This window comes from Scytonema sp. NUACC21 (genome assembly GCF_054684315.1).
On record NZ_BAAFZH010000019.1, the window covers coordinates 1 to 16,235 of the forward strand.

11 protein-coding genes and 10 pseudogenes are annotated in these 16,235 nt (G+C 43.1%); 14 read left to right on the forward strand and 7 right to left on the reverse strand.

Annotation, left to right across the window (positions count from 1 at the left end; genetic code table 11):
- On the reverse strand, positions 1 to 480 hold a 480-nt coding region (locus tag ACYRY3_RS01235), incomplete at its 3' end, for an AAA-like domain-containing protein (protein WP_460200017.1).
- 1,116 nt (positions 481 to 1,596) lie between these two features.
- Here ACYRY3_RS01235 and ACYRY3_RS01240 point away from each other — a divergent pair.
- The 3 genes and pseudogenes from ACYRY3_RS01240 to ACYRY3_RS01250 all read left to right on the forward strand — a co-directional run.
- A pseudogene (locus ACYRY3_RS01240) lies at positions 1,597 to 1,839 on the forward strand (cation:proton antiporter subunit C); the annotation flags it as partial.
- Entirely contained in the window at positions 1,826 to 2,263 is a 438-nt protein-coding gene (locus ACYRY3_RS01245; RefSeq protein ID WP_460200028.1) for a cation:proton antiporter, read from the forward strand. The pseudogene ACYRY3_RS01240 and the gene ACYRY3_RS01245, both read left to right, overlap by 14 nt.
- A complete protein-coding gene (locus tag ACYRY3_RS01250) occupies positions 2,260 to 2,523 on the forward strand; it encodes a hypothetical protein (protein ID WP_460200019.1) in 264 nt (87 codons plus the stop codon). Before ACYRY3_RS01245 ends, ACYRY3_RS01250 begins: the two co-directional genes overlap by 4 nt.
- Here ACYRY3_RS01250 and ACYRY3_RS01255 read toward each other — a convergent pair.
- Complete coding sequence (locus tag ACYRY3_RS01255; RefSeq protein ID WP_460200030.1) at positions 2,452 to 2,631, reverse strand: hypothetical protein; 180 nt, start codon at positions 2,629 to 2,631, stop codon at positions 2,452 to 2,454. The two genes, ACYRY3_RS01250 and ACYRY3_RS01255, sit on opposite strands and share 72 nt — an antisense overlap.
- On the opposite strand from ACYRY3_RS01255, the gene ACYRY3_RS01260 reads away from it, so the two are divergent.
- From ACYRY3_RS01260 to ACYRY3_RS01280, 5 genes and pseudogenes are all read left to right on the forward strand, one after another.
- A complete protein-coding gene (locus ACYRY3_RS01260; protein WP_460200029.1) occupies positions 2,566 to 2,799 on the forward strand; it encodes a monovalent cation/H(+) antiporter subunit G in 234 nt (77 codons plus the stop codon). The genes ACYRY3_RS01255 and ACYRY3_RS01260 overlap by 66 nt on opposite strands.
- Before the next feature lie 2 nt (positions 2,800 to 2,801).
- Positions 2,802 to 3,197, forward strand: a pseudogene (locus ACYRY3_RS01265) (DUF4040 domain-containing protein); the annotation flags it as partial.
- 1 nt (position 3,198) lies between these two features.
- Positions 3,199 to 4,089 (forward strand): annotated as a pseudogene (gene tal / locus ACYRY3_RS01270) (transaldolase); the annotation flags it as partial.
- Positions 4,090 to 4,203: 114 nt separating this feature from the next.
- Entirely contained in the window at positions 4,204 to 6,150 is a 1,947-nt protein-coding gene (gene larC, locus ACYRY3_RS01275) for a nickel pincer cofactor biosynthesis protein LarC (protein WP_460200021.1), read from the forward strand.
- 258 nt (positions 6,151 to 6,408) lie between these two features.
- Positions 6,409 to 6,819, forward strand: a pseudogene (locus tag ACYRY3_RS01280) (TOBE domain-containing protein); the annotation flags it as partial.
- A gap of 67 nt (positions 6,820 to 6,886) precedes the next feature.
- On the opposite strand, the gene ACYRY3_RS01285 reads toward ACYRY3_RS01280, so the two are convergent.
- Positions 6,887 to 7,567, reverse strand: coding sequence for a Uma2 family endonuclease (locus tag ACYRY3_RS01285; RefSeq protein ID WP_460200022.1), 681 nt, complete (start codon positions 7,565 to 7,567; stop codon positions 6,887 to 6,889).
- A gap of 69 nt (positions 7,568 to 7,636) precedes the next feature.
- A pseudogene (locus ACYRY3_RS01290) lies at positions 7,637 to 8,035 on the reverse strand (mannose-1-phosphate guanylyltransferase); the annotation flags it as partial.
- A 29-nt stretch (positions 8,036 to 8,064) separates the two neighbouring features.
- On the opposite strand from ACYRY3_RS01290, the gene ACYRY3_RS01295 reads away from it, so the two are divergent.
- On the forward strand, positions 8,065 to 9,684 hold the full coding sequence (locus tag ACYRY3_RS01295) for a non-ribosomal peptide synthetase (RefSeq protein ID WP_460200023.1): 1,620 nt from the start codon (positions 8,065 to 8,067) through the stop codon (positions 9,682 to 9,684).
- Here the strand turns inward: ACYRY3_RS01295 and ACYRY3_RS01300 are convergent.
- Together ACYRY3_RS01300 and hetZ are read right to left on the reverse strand one after the other, a co-directional pair.
- Positions 9,616 to 9,852, reverse strand: a complete 237-nt coding sequence (locus ACYRY3_RS01300) for a hypothetical protein (RefSeq protein ID WP_460200024.1) — start codon at positions 9,850 to 9,852, stop codon at positions 9,616 to 9,618. The genes ACYRY3_RS01295 and ACYRY3_RS01300 overlap by 69 nt on opposite strands.
- Positions 9,845 to 11,035 (reverse strand): heterocyst differentiation protein HetZ, encoded by a 1,191-nt coding sequence (gene hetZ, locus ACYRY3_RS01305; protein WP_460200026.1) that lies wholly within the window; start codon positions 11,033 to 11,035, stop codon positions 9,845 to 9,847. Before hetZ ends, ACYRY3_RS01300 begins: the two co-directional genes overlap by 8 nt.
- Positions 11,036 to 11,289: 254 nt before the next feature.
- Between hetZ and ACYRY3_RS01310 the strand changes: the two are divergent.
- The 5 pseudogenes from ACYRY3_RS01310 to asnS form a co-directional block, all read left to right on the forward strand.
- Positions 11,290 to 12,267, forward strand: a pseudogene (locus ACYRY3_RS01310) (cytochrome c oxidase subunit I); the annotation flags it as partial.
- Positions 12,268 to 12,408: 141 nt separating this feature from the next.
- Positions 12,409 to 12,939 (forward strand): annotated as a pseudogene (locus tag ACYRY3_RS01315) (cytochrome c oxidase subunit 3); the annotation flags it as partial.
- Positions 12,934 to 13,632, forward strand: a pseudogene (rpsB, locus tag ACYRY3_RS01320) (30S ribosomal protein S2); the annotation flags it as partial. The pseudogenes ACYRY3_RS01315 and rpsB, both read left to right, overlap by 6 nt.
- 204 nt (positions 13,633 to 13,836) lie before the next feature.
- A pseudogene (gene tsf, locus ACYRY3_RS01325) lies at positions 13,837 to 14,580 on the forward strand (translation elongation factor Ts); the annotation flags it as partial.
- Positions 14,581 to 15,246, forward strand: a pseudogene (gene asnS, locus ACYRY3_RS01330) (asparagine--tRNA ligase); the annotation flags it as partial.
- Positions 15,247 to 15,489: 243 nt separating this feature from the next.
- On the opposite strand, the gene ACYRY3_RS01335 reads toward asnS, so the two are convergent.
- Positions 15,490 to 15,978 (reverse strand): N-acetyltransferase family protein, encoded by a 489-nt coding sequence (locus ACYRY3_RS01335; RefSeq protein ID WP_460200027.1) that lies wholly within the window; start codon positions 15,976 to 15,978, stop codon positions 15,490 to 15,492.
- Positions 15,979 to 16,235 lie beyond the last annotated feature (257 nt).

Genomic DNA, 16,235 nt, shown 5'->3' on the forward strand with positions numbered 1-16,235 from the left:
AGTTTTGCCCATTTCTCTGGGAGCCTTAATCCTGATTAACGCTCCTGGTTTGCCAATTTCTTGATAAACTTGCTCTTTAAGGAAAGAACGTTCGAGGTAAAAGGGAGAGTCAAGAGGAACTGAGCCACTGGGGTAACAAGGTGGCGTATCCTGATTAACTGTAGGGAGGAATTGCATCAGGTCTTGTCTCAAAGGTTCTGTTTTTGGGGTTGCTTTAGTGATGGCATAAGACTCCAGCAGCACTCGACAGTTTTTCTTCGTCACACGCTGACCAATGACCTCGGAGAGTCGGGCAAACAACTCTGGGGCAACGACATTGGTAAAGTAGCCAGGACTATAACCTGCCTCTATCGCCATTTGGTTATAAGTTTTATACTGCCAAATACCTTGCAGAATCAGGTTTTCTGTGGAATTAAGGGGGCGATTGTGGTTCTCAATTAGCAGGCGGTCAACAATCTCAAAGAGACAATTAAGGTTCATAGAGATTACAGGCGAGTGTCACGCTTGATAAAACAGAAGGCAAACGGCTGCTATGCTGAGGGAAGTAAAGGAAGAAGTTTTTTAACGCTCCACCATCACGAGCACTCTTATCGCTCGCGGACAGCTTCCATCATTCTGCTAAAAGAAAAATTAATCCAATTTTCTAAGTTTAAATCTGCCCAGGGGTTGAAAGTTGATTTTCTAAGTAAATAGCTGAAATTAAGGCTTTTGAAACCTTCTCTACAAGTATGTTATCTTATCATGAGAGTGATAAAAGAATGTTAAGTAGTTAATCAAAATTAATTACACAAAATTAGATTTGAAACCCTTATCTAGTTTCAGTAAACTGAAAAATGAGTACGGTTGCTTTTGGTACTGCGCTTTGCACAATCATGGTAGGGAAAAGACTAAGATTCGGGCTCTTGTCTAATTAAATGTATTTATCAATACACTGTTCTAAAAAATTATTTTATAAGCAAAGCTAATTATTTCAGAGAGTTTTAGAAAATGAATTGTCCCAAAAAACAAGAAACACCATTTTATCAAGAATGATAATAATTAAGGCGGTGATGAACAGGGCAAACACATCTTGTCAACAAGAAGCTCTCAATGTCAATAAACCATGAAATCATCGCATTAATATCCATTTATTAACACTATATTAAGTGATTGCCTGAAGGGCAGTGGGCTGAGCGCAAATCGCAAGCTCCGCGAAAGCCCAATCGCTTGAACTCCTAAAAAGCCTATCAAAAGATAAGTTCTGGTTCTCAATGCCCTCAACCAAGAACAGACATACAAACCAGTCTCAAACAAAAAATGAAACAGGCTGCTATGGACGATAGTTACATGATTCAAGTTCTTAGTTCTTGTTTGATTGATTCTACGATAAGTTCTTCTCAACTTTTGTATCAAGCCTAATTGTGATGCTCTTATCATGTTAACTGAACCGTATTGCGCTAGAATTCCACTGGGATTAGTAAACAAAAAACTAATAACGAACAATGGAACTTAAACCCCAATTCAATCCTTGTTACTCTGTTGAAACTATAGAAACAGACAACGTATTCTTGTTGTCTGAGAGAGAAAAAGTCTGGTTGAGCGATCGCCTTTCTTGTTGTCATGAGCACGGGGGTTATCGCCTATTATGTGCTGATTGCATCAAGAGATGGCTTGTTCACACCAATTATTTCAAAAGTCAAAAATACTGCATACGCCGATCCGGTTCCTCAAGCGGTTATATTGACGGCGATCGTGATCGGATTTTCAATTCAGGCATTAATGTTGGTCGGTGTCATGAAGCTGGCACGGGATAATCCGACCTTAGAAAGTAACGAGATTGAGAAGAATAATACACCATGAGTACCATTACGATCGCCTGGATTGCACTACCGTTTTTTTTGGGGTTCATCTAATATTGCGACTGGCTATATGGTTTCTGCTCACTGCCGATTTCAGTGTGGCAAATATCATAATTGGCGTAAGCATCGCACTCCTACTACCGGGTCGTCAAAAAGCCCCGGAAGCATTAAAAGATTGGCTGCGTGTACTCGGTGAGATCCTTGTGGCAATTCCTCAGGCGTATGTTGAGGCATTTGAAATCATCTTCCGTCCCCACAAGCATGAAGATATCAAGATGGAACGAGTCAAACCAGGACGCACACCCGGTCTTATATTCCTGGATATATTCCTGATTACCTTTACGCCAAAGACCATTGTCTTGAAATACCACGAAGATGGCTGGTATGAAGTACATCGGGTTCAACGGAGGAAGAAAAAGGTATGAATCTGAACCTGGTCACGATCGCAATGATTCTAGCCCTGCTCATACCCATCTACGAGGTGTGTAGGGGGAATAATGTCTGGCAAAAGATGCTGGCATTTTCAAGTATAGCGAGCAAGACATCAATTATCATTCTGGTCGTATCCGTCCTGCGCGATGATTGGATGGTCGGTGTTGTCGGGGTCATTATCCTAAGTGTGGGTAATGCGGCATTGATGCTGCTTGCTCATGTACTCAAACGAATGAGCGATGTATTGAATTAACCTATGATAGACATAATTAGTTATACCTGCATTGGTCTGGGGATCGCCTTCTGGTTTTGGGGAACCTCTCACCTGCTCGGCAAGCGATCGGTATTGTTCAAGCTCCATAGTCTTTCGGTTGCGGATACCCTCGGCTCAATGAGTATCGCCTTCGGGCTGCTGTTGAAGATACCCAGCAAATGGCCACTGCTCATCCTCGCCATTATTTCCTTGGCGATTTGGAATACAGTGCTGGGGTATGTGTTGGCTTACTGTTCCAGTAATAGGGGTGACTGACCGTGAACGATCTCTATCTATATGTAATGATCCCGCTGCTGCCGTTGGCTGCTTGTATGGTGGTATTTCAGGTCAATCCATACCATGCCCTAGTTATCCGTGGCATTTTGGGAGCGGTAGCGGCAATGATATACGCGATTTTGGGAGCAGCGGATGTTGCTTTGACTGAAGCATTGGTGGGTACCATGCTTGCCATTACTCTATACGCGGTTGCAGTGCGTTCATCGCTGGTCATGCGTCTTGGGGTACTCGAAGATACGTCAAGCAAGGCAAAAGACAATAAAAGCCATTTTGGGCAACTGATAGATGGCTTACGCACAATTTTTAGCAAACACTATATGCGTCTTGAACTTGTAACCTACACGAATATGCAGGCTTTGCACCGGGCGCTGATGGACTATCCGTAACGCATGTGATATGTTACGCCCCATTTATGATGCAACTCAAGGATTAGATGGTTATGTAAGCATAGAAGTCCCACCAACCATTGCTCATGATACTGAGGCTACAATTAAAGAAGCCCGCCGCTACTACCAGGAAATTGGTCGAGAAAATGTCATGATTAAAATTCCCGGTACAGATGCAGGTTTACCAGCCGTCGAGCAAGCGATATACGAAGGAATCAGCGTTAACGTTACCCTGTTATTCTCCGTTCAAAGCTACATCAATACAGCTTGGGCATATATTCGTGGCTTAGAAAAACGCGCAGCAGAAGGTAAGGATATTCAGAAAATTGCCTCTGTTGCTAGCTTTTTCCTCAGTCGAATCGATAGCAACATTGACGGTAAAATTGATGCTAAATTGAAAAAAGGTGTTGATGACCTTACCGTAGAAGCTAAACTCAAAGCTATTAAAGGAAAAGTAGCGATCGCTAACGCAAAAATTGCTTATCAAGAGTATAAGAAGATTATCAACGACGAGCGATGGAAAGCACTGGTAGCAAAAGGTGCTAAAGTACAGCGCCTACTGTGGGCAAGCACCAGCACCAAAGACCCCAACTACAGCGACGTGATGTATGTCGATGAGTTGATCGGTTTTGAAACCGTTAACACTCTACCACCAGCGACTATTGAAGCTTGTGCTGACCACTGCCATGTAGCACCTCGCGTTGAAACAGGGGTAGAAGAAGCTTACCAACTGATAGAAAGCCTCAAAGACCCAGACATCAACATCGATATCAATGCTGTGATGGATGAACTGCTTGTCGAAGGAATTGATAAGTTTGTCAAACCCTTTGAATCGCTGATGAAATCCTTAGAAACTAAGGTGAGAAAATTGTCACCTGTGTAGAAAGCATAAAGGATGAAGGATAAAGGGTAAAAATTTCGTACATTATACTTCATGCTTCATCCTTTTTCCGTCACTTGTTAACAGCAAAATTCACGTCCAAAATCCAAACTTATTATGGTCACACTTACAGAAAATCCGTTGCGGGTTGGTTTACAACAGCAACGGATGCCCGAACCTCAGATCGTAGTTATCTATGGTGCTTCTGGCGATTTAACTCAGCGTAAACTCGTGCCAGCACTTTACAAATTACGCAAAGAACGGCGCATTCCCCCCGAAACCACTATAGTTGGTGTAGCGCGGAGAGACTGGACTCACGATTACTTCCGCGAACAGATGCGGCAGGGTATTGAGGAGTTTTCTGATGGGCTTGGACCAGAAGAGCTGTGGCAAGATTTCGCCCAAGGTTTGTATTACTGTTCCGGGGACATGGACAACCCCGAAAGCTATCAGAAACTGAACAGGTTATTAACTGAATTAGACGAAAAACGCGGAACAAGGGGAAATCGAATTTTCTATCTTTCGGTTGCACCAAAATTCTTTGCTGAGGGAATTAAACAGCTTGGAAATGCGGGTATGTTAGAAGACCCGTACAAGCATCGTCTGGTGATTGAAAAACCCTTTGGTCGTGACTTAGCTTCTGCCCAAAGCCTGAACCGAGTTGTCCAAAAATATTGCCACGAAAGCCAAGTTTACCGCATTGACCACTACCTAGCCGGTATTTCTGGTGATATGTGCTTGGGAACCTTAGTTAGCTTGGGTGTTCCTGTGGAGTACTTAACCGAAAACTTGAACAAGTTGGGAATTGACCACGAGTACCAGTTAAAGGCAGAACTCGTTCACCGTAATGGTCAACAGGCTACTAAAGTTCATGTGGACTTAATCAACAAACACCATCACCATCACGCCCAACACAGCCACCATCACGGACGCCACCTTCCAGAAATCGAGGAGATGATTTTGAAAGCTGCGTTACCATCAAGAGCAGAAGCTTGGAGTTTGGCAGTATTTCAGCAGTTAGCAATAGCCGAAGGGGCAGTACATGGCGTTCCTCCAGAAAAAGTGCATTTTCATGAAGTTGGTGCAGTAGACGCAATTGTAGATATTGTAGGCACTTGCCTGGGATTAGATTGGTTGGGGATTGAAAGCAATGAGAAAAACTTGCCTTTACTATACTGTTCCCCCCAACCTACTGGTGGGGGAACCGTAAGGGCAGCACACGGTCAAATGGCAGTACCAGTACCAGCCGTCTTGAAGTTATGGGAAATGCGCGGTTGTCCGGTGTATAGCAACGGTATTGAACGGGAATTAGTCACGCCAACTGGAGCAGCAATTGCCACAACCCTTGCTGCAAACTTTGGTTCCCCACCCCCAATGACTATCAAACAGGTGGGATTGGGCGCAGGTTCCATAAATTTACCCATCCCTAATATTTTACGGCTGTGGTTGGGTGAAACAACGTCACCAACAGTGGCAGCGGATGCTAAAACAGACACAACAGATAGGTTATCTGTGAATCTTACAAATCGCTCATCCCCTACACCCCTTACAAAATCCGTTGCCAACTTACCCGCTAGCCCCACCTTAGAAACTATCTCAGTTCTGGAAACCCAAATTGACGACTTGAACCCGCAAGCTATTGGCTACTTATTTGAGACTTTGTTTGCTGCTGGTGCGGTGGATGTCTTCACTCAGTCTGTGGGAATGAAAAAGTCACGTCCGGGAATTTTGTTAACTGTCATTTGCCATCCAGAGAGTTTGCCTAGCTGTGAAGCGATTTTGTTTCGCGAAACTACAACTCTGGGAATTCGTCGTTCTACTCAACAACGTGCCATTCTCTTACGAGAAATTCAACAAGTAGAAACTGAATATGGTGCAGTACGCGTTAAGGTCGCATGGACGGAAAATGAAACACACAAAGCTATTGCCAATGTACAACCAGAATACGAAGACTGCGCGGAATTAGCGAGAAAACACAATATTTCCTGGCGGGAAATTCATCGAATAGCATTAAACCAGTGGTATTTGACATCTCCATCTGGCATTGAACACGGTAAAAAATAAAAAATTGTAAACACGTGCCATGGCGCGTCTCTATGCCATGGCGAGTCTCTACATTCTTGTTTAGAGAGGTTTATTGACTAACTTTTAGTCAATAGTATCTTTAATAGCATCACCTGCTTTTTCTTGCGTAGGATGGGCAGTGCCTACTGTTCTGCTACAAAATTGTAAAGACGCGCCATGGCGCGTCTCTACATTCTTGTTTAGAGAGGTTTATTGACTAACTTTTAGTCAATAGTATCTTTAATAGCATCACCTGCTTTTGGCTCACCACCAATGAATTTTATTCCTGTGGAGTTTCATGCTCCCCTACTGATTACTAATGGCAACTTTCGTTACACCTTACCAGAGGTTTGGGGGAATGCTTTACAAAGATACGACGGGCAAACCCTGATTTTAGGCATTCGTCCAGAACACTTACTTTTAAGCGTACCTGCAACTAAAAATTTACCAGTAACAGTAGAGTTGGTAGAGAATCTTGGCAACGATACATATCTTTCTACCAAACTTCTCGAACCCGGTTTTGAAAAAGCTGGTTTTGCCCTCAAGGAACTTCAACTACGAGTTCCACCAGATCGCTTCATACGCTTTGGAGAACAACTGTGGTTATCTCTAACACCAGAGAAAATTCACTTTTTTGACCCAGAAACCGAACAGGCAATATTTCCTTGATTAGTTAGTAGATAGTGGTTAGTGGTTAGTGGTTAGTGGTTAACTATCAACTACTAACTAATAACTACTAACCATTAAGTCTTTTTAAAAATTCTTGATGCTCTGGTGTCTGCAACCCTTGTTGTAAAACAGCTAAAACCTCAGCTAAGTTTCCCTCTCTCAAAGCTGAGACTGCTAACCACAAGCCGGGGAAAACTTGAGAGCGAATCACTCCATCTGCATCTGGTTCTAATGCAACATATCGACCTTCTTCCAGGCGGAACCAATCTAAACGATTTTCGTACATTTGCCAGACAATGTACTCTTGGACACCATTACGGCGATAGGCGTTCAACTTGTCTTTCAAGTCGTAGGATGCACTAGAAGCAGCAACTTCCACAATCAATTCCGGTGCGCCTTCAATATAATCATCATTACTGATGCGAGAATTGCCGCCTGCTTCTGGTTCTAACCTGAGTAAGGCATCTGGTTGGGGTTCATTATCAGCATCAAGGCGTACTGTGGCGTTGTCACCCATGTCTATTCCTGGTGTTGCAGCCCAGTAAGCTGTCAACCAACCCATGACTTGAGCGTGGGGTCTACCGTGATTTTTAATTCGTACTGGTGAAGCCACGTAAACAACTCCTTCGATTAATTCAGCTTTTTTAATATGCGGCATTAAGGTATATCTTCGCTCGAATTCAAAGCGAGTAAGACGATCGCCGCTTTCTAAAGGAGGTAGTTTGGGAGTGGTGGAGGTGGCTGACATATGACGCGATATTAATAGTTAGTAGTTGGTAGTTAGTGGTTGCTAGTTAGCCACTAACTACTAACATTTTTACACTTCAGCCGCGACTGCTTCTTGTTCTCTTTCTACAAACGCCTGTACGCGGGCGCGGTATTGTCTTAGAGAATCATCGACCCAATCGCGATCGTTGCTGTTTGCATACAAGTGTACTATAGGTTCGCTGGCATCAGGTAACACTAATACCCAATTGTCATCATAGGGCTGACAGATTTTCACCCCATCAATCAATTCTAGATTTTGAGCTGGGTGAGTTTCTACCAGGTAACGCATTAGCGCTCCTTTAACCGTCCAAGGACAACGTACTGTATAAGCTTTGTGAATGATACGAGGCAACTCAGCACGTGCAGAGGTTAAAGAACGTTCCTGTATGGTTAGCATTTCAATGAGTTTAGCGATACAGAACATGGCATCAAAGCCGGGGTGCAGTTCAAGTGGTGTTTGGTTTTCAGAATGCGCCAATGTCGGCGCTAGAATTGCCTGGATTAGTGCCTAGCTTTATGAATATTGACTTTAAAAAAACGCGCTTTGATTTGGAGTTGCACCTGTGGAAGCGTTCTGAGGACTTCCGGAGTTTATGGGGGGCAAAGTGGGAGTTTTCAGAAGGGCTGAGGGGTGTTATGGTTTACAACACAGATTTATTCGAGCGAGCTACCATTACCCGGATGCTAAAGCATTTTAAAATACTGTTATCAGGTATTGTTGCAAATCTAGATAAGCCTGTTGCAAATTTACCGCTTTTAAATGAAGCAGAGCTACATCAGATATTAGTGGAATGGAATAATACTCGGGTTGATTATCCTCAAGATAAGTGTATCCATCAGTTGTTTGAAGAACGGGTAGAGCAGCATCCTGATTCCATTGCATTAATCTTTGAAGATTTAGAGACGAGACAGGTTGCATCTCTAACCTATCAGGAGTTGAGCGATCGCAGCGATCGACTAGCACAATATTTACAAAAGATGGGGGTAAGAGAAGAAGTTTTGGTAGGTATTTGTGTAGAGCGAACGCTAGAATTTATTGTAGGGTTGCTGGGCATTTTAAAAGCAGGAGGAGCTTATGTCCCATTAGACCCCAGCTATCCTCAAGAGCGCTTAAATTTCATGCTGAAAGATGTACGAGTTTCAGTATTGCTAACACGGGAAAAGTGGCTCAAGCATTTTGAAGGTTTCTCAAATCCAATTATTTGTCTGGATAAAGACTGGCAAATTATAGCCGGAGAAAACAACGAAACCCCTAAAAGCGATGCAAACAGTAATAATTTAGCCTATGTCATTTACACTTCTGGCTCTACAGGAAAGCCTAAGGGAGTGGCGGTCACCCATAAAGCTGTCAATCGGCTAGTGTACAATATAAACTATGTGAAATTAGAACCATCCGATAAAATTGCCCAAGCCTCTAACACTGCTTTTGATGCAGCAACATTCGAGACTTGGGGAGCCCTTCTTAATGGTGCTCAGCTTGTTGGAATAAGCAAAGATATAACCCTTTCGCCTCATGAATTTGCATTACAACTACAACAAAAATCAATTAGCGTCTTGTTTGTCACCACTGCCTTATTTCAACAAATTGCTAGAGATATTCCCCAAGCCTTTGCTTCGTTGAGATACTTATTATTCGGTGGTGAAACCGTTGATAAGAGATGGGTTAAAAAGGTTCTCGAAAATGGTTCTCCACAGCACTTAATTCATGTTTATGGACCTACAGAAAGTACAACATTTTCTTCTTATTACTACGTAGAAGAAGTATCGGAATCAGCTACATCTATTCCCATTGGTCGTCCCATTACAAACACGCAGATTTATATATTAGATGCCCATTTACAACCCGTGCCTGTTGGCGTTGTTGGGGAATTATACATAGGTGGGGATGGGTTGGCACGCGGTTATTTCAATCGCCCTGAATTAACTGCTGAACGTTTTATTCCCAATCCTTTCAGTTATAAATCGGAAACAAATCTTTATAAGACAGGTGACTTAGCCCGCTATTTACCAGATGGTAATATTGAATTTTTAGGTCGCATTGACAATCAAGTTAAGATTCGCGGCTTCCGTTTCTCCCAGTTGAAAGGTTTGGGGTGACTGTCTCGATCGAAAATCGCCACCGTTGCCAGCGGCGGCTGTTTCATCAAGATTTTCTACCCCCTTAACTTCCTCACAATCAACCAAGTTTTCTTCTTCAGTCGTTTGGGTTTCGCCCAATAACCAAGCTAGCAACTGGTTTTGTAAGGATTCTGAGTCACTATTCATGAGTAGATGCACCCGATCCGGATATTAAAGAGTTACGAATTTCCCAAGCATACTCAAGAATTTTAAACCACCGTTTTTGCAATTGTGCCATTGATAACCCTAAAGTTTTGGCAATCTTTTCATCAGGTAATCCCTGTTGTTTCAACTCTAATAGAGACCTCTGTTTATCGTCCAGTTTTGCTACGTAAATTTGCCATTGTTGTGGTGTCAATCCGAGATTGGTCTGTAAATCGGCTTCCAACCACTCGTGAACTAACTCCCAGCGATGCAGTAGCGCGAAACGAATCAAATGGTACTTGAAGCGTTGCTGCAAGTAATCCCGCTGCCTCGGAGTTAGCCCCAAAATCGATTCTATTTCCTGTGCTGATAAATCTTGCAGGCGCAAGGAGAAGTAGTCAGCGCAGTCTGACTGTTGTCGCTCTTCAAGATAATTCATTAATTCCGTAATGACTACAGAACGTAAAGTATCTTCTTGGGGTTCTGGTTCTGGTTGTGTCGCCATTGCACTACGCAATTGCTGCACTGCAGGATCTTCCCAGGAACCATCAGCTTCATTACCACTTCCTTCTGCAGCCTGTTCTATATCGACACAAGTTTCTGGCGGTTGCTGTTGGGAAAATGTTTGTGCTCTGAGAATAATGAGTTGTTGCTGACGTCCGGGTAGGGGAATCCTTCTTTTGGCATAACGTTCGGTAAATGCCATGTACTCCGCCAATTCCAAGAGAGTTTGCGGACGATAAGTCACGGTGAGTTGGTTTTCCCGGCGGAAAGCGTTTAACGATTCAAGGTAAAAACTTTGCAAGAAATCTTCAATGACGACGAGCCTTCCTTGATAGCTCAATTGTCTTTGAGGAGGATTAATGTAGCGATAAATAATCGCACTTAAGGTGCTATGTAATTCTACCCTGCCTCGATTAGAACCCAACTCGTAGTACCTGAGACACTGTTGCAGCCGATGTTTGGCTAGGGTGATTGCAGAGTTTTCCACAGCGCCGGCAGCTTGGATACGCTTGCTTTCACTGCAAATTCTGTTGACTTCGGCGGCTATTCGCGTTGACACATCGCGGCAGTTTTGCTCCGAAGCTTTGGTTGACTGCTGAAGCTCCTTAAATAGGAGTTGAAATATCGCCTCCACGCCGATAGAACTTACTCCCTGAATTGTTACGGTTGCGGTTGAATTCATAATCAAGTTTAAAAAGACCCTAACATACTTGAATACAACCTGTAAGAGTGCGTTTTTGTGGTCAGGGGTTTAACGAACAATCCAAACGAGCCTAATTCAACAGTTATGAGTTATCAGTTATCTCCGTTCATGGGTGACTGGTTACTATTCACTGGTTACGGATTGGCATTAGGCTGAATCTATTATTCCCAGTTTGTCGTTTGATTGTTCGCTTTCATAGATGTTATTTACACCACCACTCACAGTTTACAGGGTTCTACTCCCACCCAGCAGTTTACATCATGATTTTGCCCTTCTTCGGAGTTATTTCCGAGGTGATACCCGTTCATGCTCGCAAGCCAATTTTTGGTTATAAAGCGATCGCTTATTCCAGTTTGGCCATCAGCTTCTTGGGACTGATCGTTTGGGCGCACCATATGTTTACCAGTGGTATTCCTGGTTGGTTGCGGATGTTCTTCATGATTACCACCATGATTATTGCCGTACCTACTGGAATTAAGATTTTCAGTTGGTTGGGTACTATGTGGGGGGGCAAAATCCACCTGCGTACTGCTATGCTGTTCGCCATCGGTTTTGTCGGCACCTTTGTTATCGGCGGAATCAGTGGTGTTATGTTGGCGGCAGTACCCTTTGATATTCACGTCCACGATACTTATTTTGTGGTCGCCCACTTGCATTACGTGCTTTTTGGTGGTAGCGTTCTGGGCATTTATGCAGCGTTCTATCACTGGTTCCCCAAAATGACAGGGCGTATGTTGAACGAGTTTTGGGGACAAGTCCATTTTGCTCTCACAATTGTTGGTCTGAATCTGACTTTCTTACCCATGCATAAACTGGGAATGCTGGGCATGAACAGACGCGTCGCACAGTACGATCCCAAATTGACATTACTGAATGAAATCTGTACTTACGGTGCTTACATCCTGGCAGTTTCCACATTCCCCTTTATCATCAATGTGATTTGGAGTTGGATGTACGGACCAAAAGCAGGTAATAATCCCTGGAAGGCACTCACCTTAGAGTGGATGACGACCTCACCGCCAGCTATAGAAAATTTTGATAAGCCACCTGTCTTGGCTACTGGACCATATGACTATGGCTTGGAAAACCTCAACCAAAACCCATCCTTAAAAGATCCCGATCCCAATGAGTCTATGGGTCCTAGTTCGGTATTGCGTGCCGACCCTGATGAACCATATCCATCCATAGCTTCCAATCGGGAAGAAGGCTAATTAAAGTCACCCATTCTAAAGTCAAAAGTTAAAAGTAATGACTTATAACTGGTGATTTTGAACTTTAGATTTTGGATTTTAAATTTGATTGAAAATTTAAAATCCAAAATTTCATTCATAACAATCTATACCTAGAGCACAATGCAAAGCCAAACCATCGACCCAGCAAAGGCTGACCTCAATCATCATCATGCAGCAACCGTAGATGCTCATCATGAAGAACATCCAGACCATCGTGTATTTGGTTTGCTGATGTTTTTGGTTGCTGAAGGAATGATTTTTATGGGGTTGTTCGGAGCCTATTTAGCTTTCCGTTCTACACTACCTGTTTGGCCTCCTGAAGGTACACCGGAATTAGAACTTTTGTTACCTGGAGTTAACACGATTAACCTAATTGCTAGCAGTTTTGTTATTCACAATGCAGATTCCGCAATTAAAAAGAATAATGTGGCAGGAATGCAATTGTGGATGGGAATTACTGCTGCAATGGGTATTATCTTCTTAGTCGGGCAGGTGTATGAATATACCCACTTAGAATTTGGTCTGACCACCAATTTGTTTGCCAGCGCATTTTACGTATTAACTGGCTTCCACGGTTTACACGTGACTGTTGGTGTTTTGGCAATTCTTGCAGTATTGTGGCGATCGCGTACTAAAGGTCACTACTCCCGCAACGGAGTGCATATCATTGATTTGGTGCAAACAGCCCAGTTGATGGAAGAGGCTTATACTTATATGCGAGGGCAAGCCGAGGCGGGTAAGAAGTTCTTGTTTGTAGGCACAAAGCGTCAAGCAGCAGGGATTATTGCCCAAGAAGCTAGCCGTTGTGGTGCCCACTACATCAACCAACGTTGGTTGGGAGGAATGCTCACCAACTGGACGACAATCAAAACTCGTGTAGACCGCTTGAAGGACTTGGAACGCCGGGAAGAAAGTGGCGCTCTCGATTTACTACCCAAAAAAGAAGCTTCCATGCTACGTCGGGAAATGGCTAAGCTTCAAAAATATTTGGGTGGTATCAAAACCATGCGGAAAGTACCCGATGTAGTGGTTATTGTAGACCAACGGCGGGAATACAACGCAGTTCAGGAATGCCAAAAACTCTCGATTCCCATTGTGTCCATGTTAGATACTAACTGTGACCCAGATGTGGTAGATATTCCAATTCCAGCGAATGATGATGCTATCCGGTCAATTAAATTGATAGTAGGCAAACTCGCGGATGCCATATACGAAGGTCGTCACGGTCAATTGGATGTAGAAGAATACGAAGATTACGAAGGCGCTGAGGACGACTACGATTACGACGAAAGCGACACTGATTATGCTGACTCTTTGATTCCCGACGACGAAGACGACGAATAATCAATCTTTGCGATGAAGTATGAAGGTAAAAAAATGAACAATGAAAGTAACCCGTAGCGGGTTTTCCAACCAGCTAGCTGGTAAACCCATTGAGTCAAAAAATTTCATACTTCATACTTTTACGCACAGCCCTTAGGTAAGATAGAGATACTCAAAACCACTCCTAGCAAACACAACTATCAGTCAAGTAGGAATTGAGGCAACATGGCGGAAATATCTGCAAAAATCGTCCAAGAGCTACGGCAGAAAACTGGTGCCGGCATGATGGACTGCAAAAAGGCACTACAACAAACTGATGGTGATATCGAAAAAGCCATCGAGTGGCTGCGACAAAAAGGCATCGCCAAAGCCGAGAAGGGAGCAGGACGGATTGCGGCAGAAGGTCTAGTGGACAACTACATTCAACCTGGTGGTCAGGTTGGTGTGGTCATAGAGGTCAACTGCCAAACTGATTTTGTTGCCCGTAATGATTCATTCAAAGCCCTGGTTCAGAACTTGGCAAAACAAGCAGCGACTGCTGACAGTGTTGAGTCTTTGTTAACTCAACCCTACATTCAAGATGAAAGTATCAAGGTCGAAGATTTTCTCAAGCAAACCATCGCCCAACTGGGTGAAAACATTCAGGTTCGCCGCTTTAGCAAATTTGCTCTGGCAGAAGGCACTCAGGGAGTCATAGACAGTTACATTCACACCGGCGGTCGAGTCGGTGTGTTGGTGGAATTGACCAGCCAGAGTGAATCAGCGGCAGCAACCGAGCAGCTTCAAGCCCTGGCACGCAATGTCGCCATGCAAATAGCGGCTTGCCCAAACGTTGAATATGTCAACGTAGACGAAATTCCCGGTGATGTTGTCCAAAAGGAAAAGAACATCGAAATGGGACGGGATGACTTGGGCAACAAACCGCAAAACATTAAGGAAAAGATCGTTCAGGGACGAATTGAAAAACGCGAATTTTGGATGGTAGAACCAGAGATGGCATTCTGCGATTTAAAGGGAGACATGGATTTAGCTGAAGCGTGTCTCAAACATATTTTCAAATATGTCATGGAAACCTGTGCCGAAGACATGGAATTTTTTAACCAGCGTATCGATAATACCGTACTAGCAACGGCAGATAATATTATTAATAATGAATTTGAACGTGTAACTTACACAGAAGCCATCAAGTTATTAGAGAAAGCTGACGTTAAGTTTGAATATCCAGTCAGTTGGGGTTTAGACTTACAATCAGAGCACGAACGCTATCTTTCCGAACAGCTTTTCAAAAAACCCACCATCGTCACCAATTACCCAGCGCAAATCAAAGCTTTCTATATGCGCTTGGACGAAGATGAAAAAACCGTTGCTGCAATGGATATCCTTGCACCCAAAATTGGTGAAATCATCGGTGGTTCTCAAAGAGAAGAACGTTTGGATGTTCTTGAACGTCGCATTCAAGCCCAAGGAATGAAACCAGAAGACTTGTGGTGGTATCTGGATTTGCGCCGCTTTGGTACTGTTCCACACGCGGGTTTTGGACTTGGTTTTGAAAGACTCGTGCAATTTATGACAGGTATGGGAAATATCAGAGATGTGATTCCCTTCCCACGCACACCTGAAAGCGCTGAGTTTTAGTAAGTATCTCTTCATCTTGTGGAACGGGCAGGGATGCCCGTTCTATAAACTTTTCTAAAATCAGACTATAGAATATTTTTGAACCACGAAGGCGCAAAGGACACAAAGAAAAGTTTAAGTGTTCTATTATTTTTTGTAGAAACGCTTCCAACAGACTTTTGTAGGGTGGGCACTGCCCACCGTTTGCTGTTGTGCCCCATAGTACCTACAAAAATTGATAATTTTAGAGCAGAAAAGGAGTAGCTATAGGGTCAATCCGTTCTTTATCTCCTCTCTTTCCAGACGACACAACCTAACCTGTTGAATAATTTTTGCCCCCATTTTTTTGTAAAAATTGACTGCTGGTTCATTATTTTCTCTAACTATCCAATCAATTCTTGCACCTCCTAAATTTTCATTTATTCGACACAAATGATTTATCAAAGCTGTCCCAACTCCACAATTGCGATATTCAGTTTTAATGTATAAATCATCCAACCAAATTCCGGGCTTAGCAAGAAAGGTAGAATAGATTTGGTGATAGCTTGCAAATCCAATTACATTTTCATCAATTTCAGCCAACAAAATAAACGCAAGAGGTTTCTGACAAAATATTGTATCTTCTAGTTTCTGAGGTGTTGCTTCCAAAGAATCGAGACATCCATCAAACTCAGCCTTGAGTAAAATAAGCTCCATAATAGTTGAAAGATCGTCTTTTTTAGCGTGTCTGATTACAAGCTTTTCTTCATTCATATAGCAGTCCTATCTAAATGGTAAAATTATTAACCGCCAAGACGAGCCAGTGCGTTGCGGTGAACCCAGAGAAAGTAGGCGGGTTTCCCCCGTTGTAGTACCTGGCGTCGCCAAGAGCACCAAGAAAAGAGATTTGAAATTGGTAAATAAGTCGGTGTGAATAAACAGAAATACGTTACAAAATGTAAATGTATGTGAAACTCTTACGAATGACCAATGACAAATGACTAAGGACGACCCTTACCAGTTACGTTTTT

Excerpts from the sequence above, each read along its gene's own strand:
- ACYRY3_RS01295 (WP_460200023.1), top strand. The coding sequence starts at position 8,065 with ATGTCGGCGCTAGAATTGCCTGGATTAGTGCCTAGCTTTATGAATATT.
- hetZ (WP_460200026.1), bottom strand. The coding sequence starts at position 11,035 with ATGAATTCAACCGCAACCGTAACAATTCAGGGAGTAAGTTCTATCGGC.
- larC (WP_460200021.1), top strand. The coding sequence starts at position 4,204 with ATGGTCACACTTACAGAAAATCCGTTGCGGGTTGGTTTACAACAGCAA.
- ACYRY3_RS01285 (WP_460200022.1), bottom strand. The coding sequence starts at position 7,567 with ATGTCAGCCACCTCCACCACTCCCAAACTACCTCCTTTAGAAAGCGGC.
- ACYRY3_RS01255 (WP_460200030.1), bottom strand. The coding sequence starts at position 2,631 with ATGGAGCTTGAACAATACCGATCGCTTGCCGAGCAGGTGAGAGGTTCC.
- ACYRY3_RS01300 (WP_460200024.1), bottom strand. The coding sequence starts at position 9,852 with ATGAATAGTGACTCAGAATCCTTACAAAACCAGTTGCTAGCTTGGTTA.
- ACYRY3_RS01335 (WP_460200027.1), bottom strand. The coding sequence starts at position 15,978 with ATGAATGAAGAAAAGCTTGTAATCAGACACGCTAAAAAAGACGATCTT.
- ACYRY3_RS01250 (WP_460200019.1), top strand. The coding sequence starts at position 2,260 with ATGAATCTGAACCTGGTCACGATCGCAATGATTCTAGCCCTGCTCATA.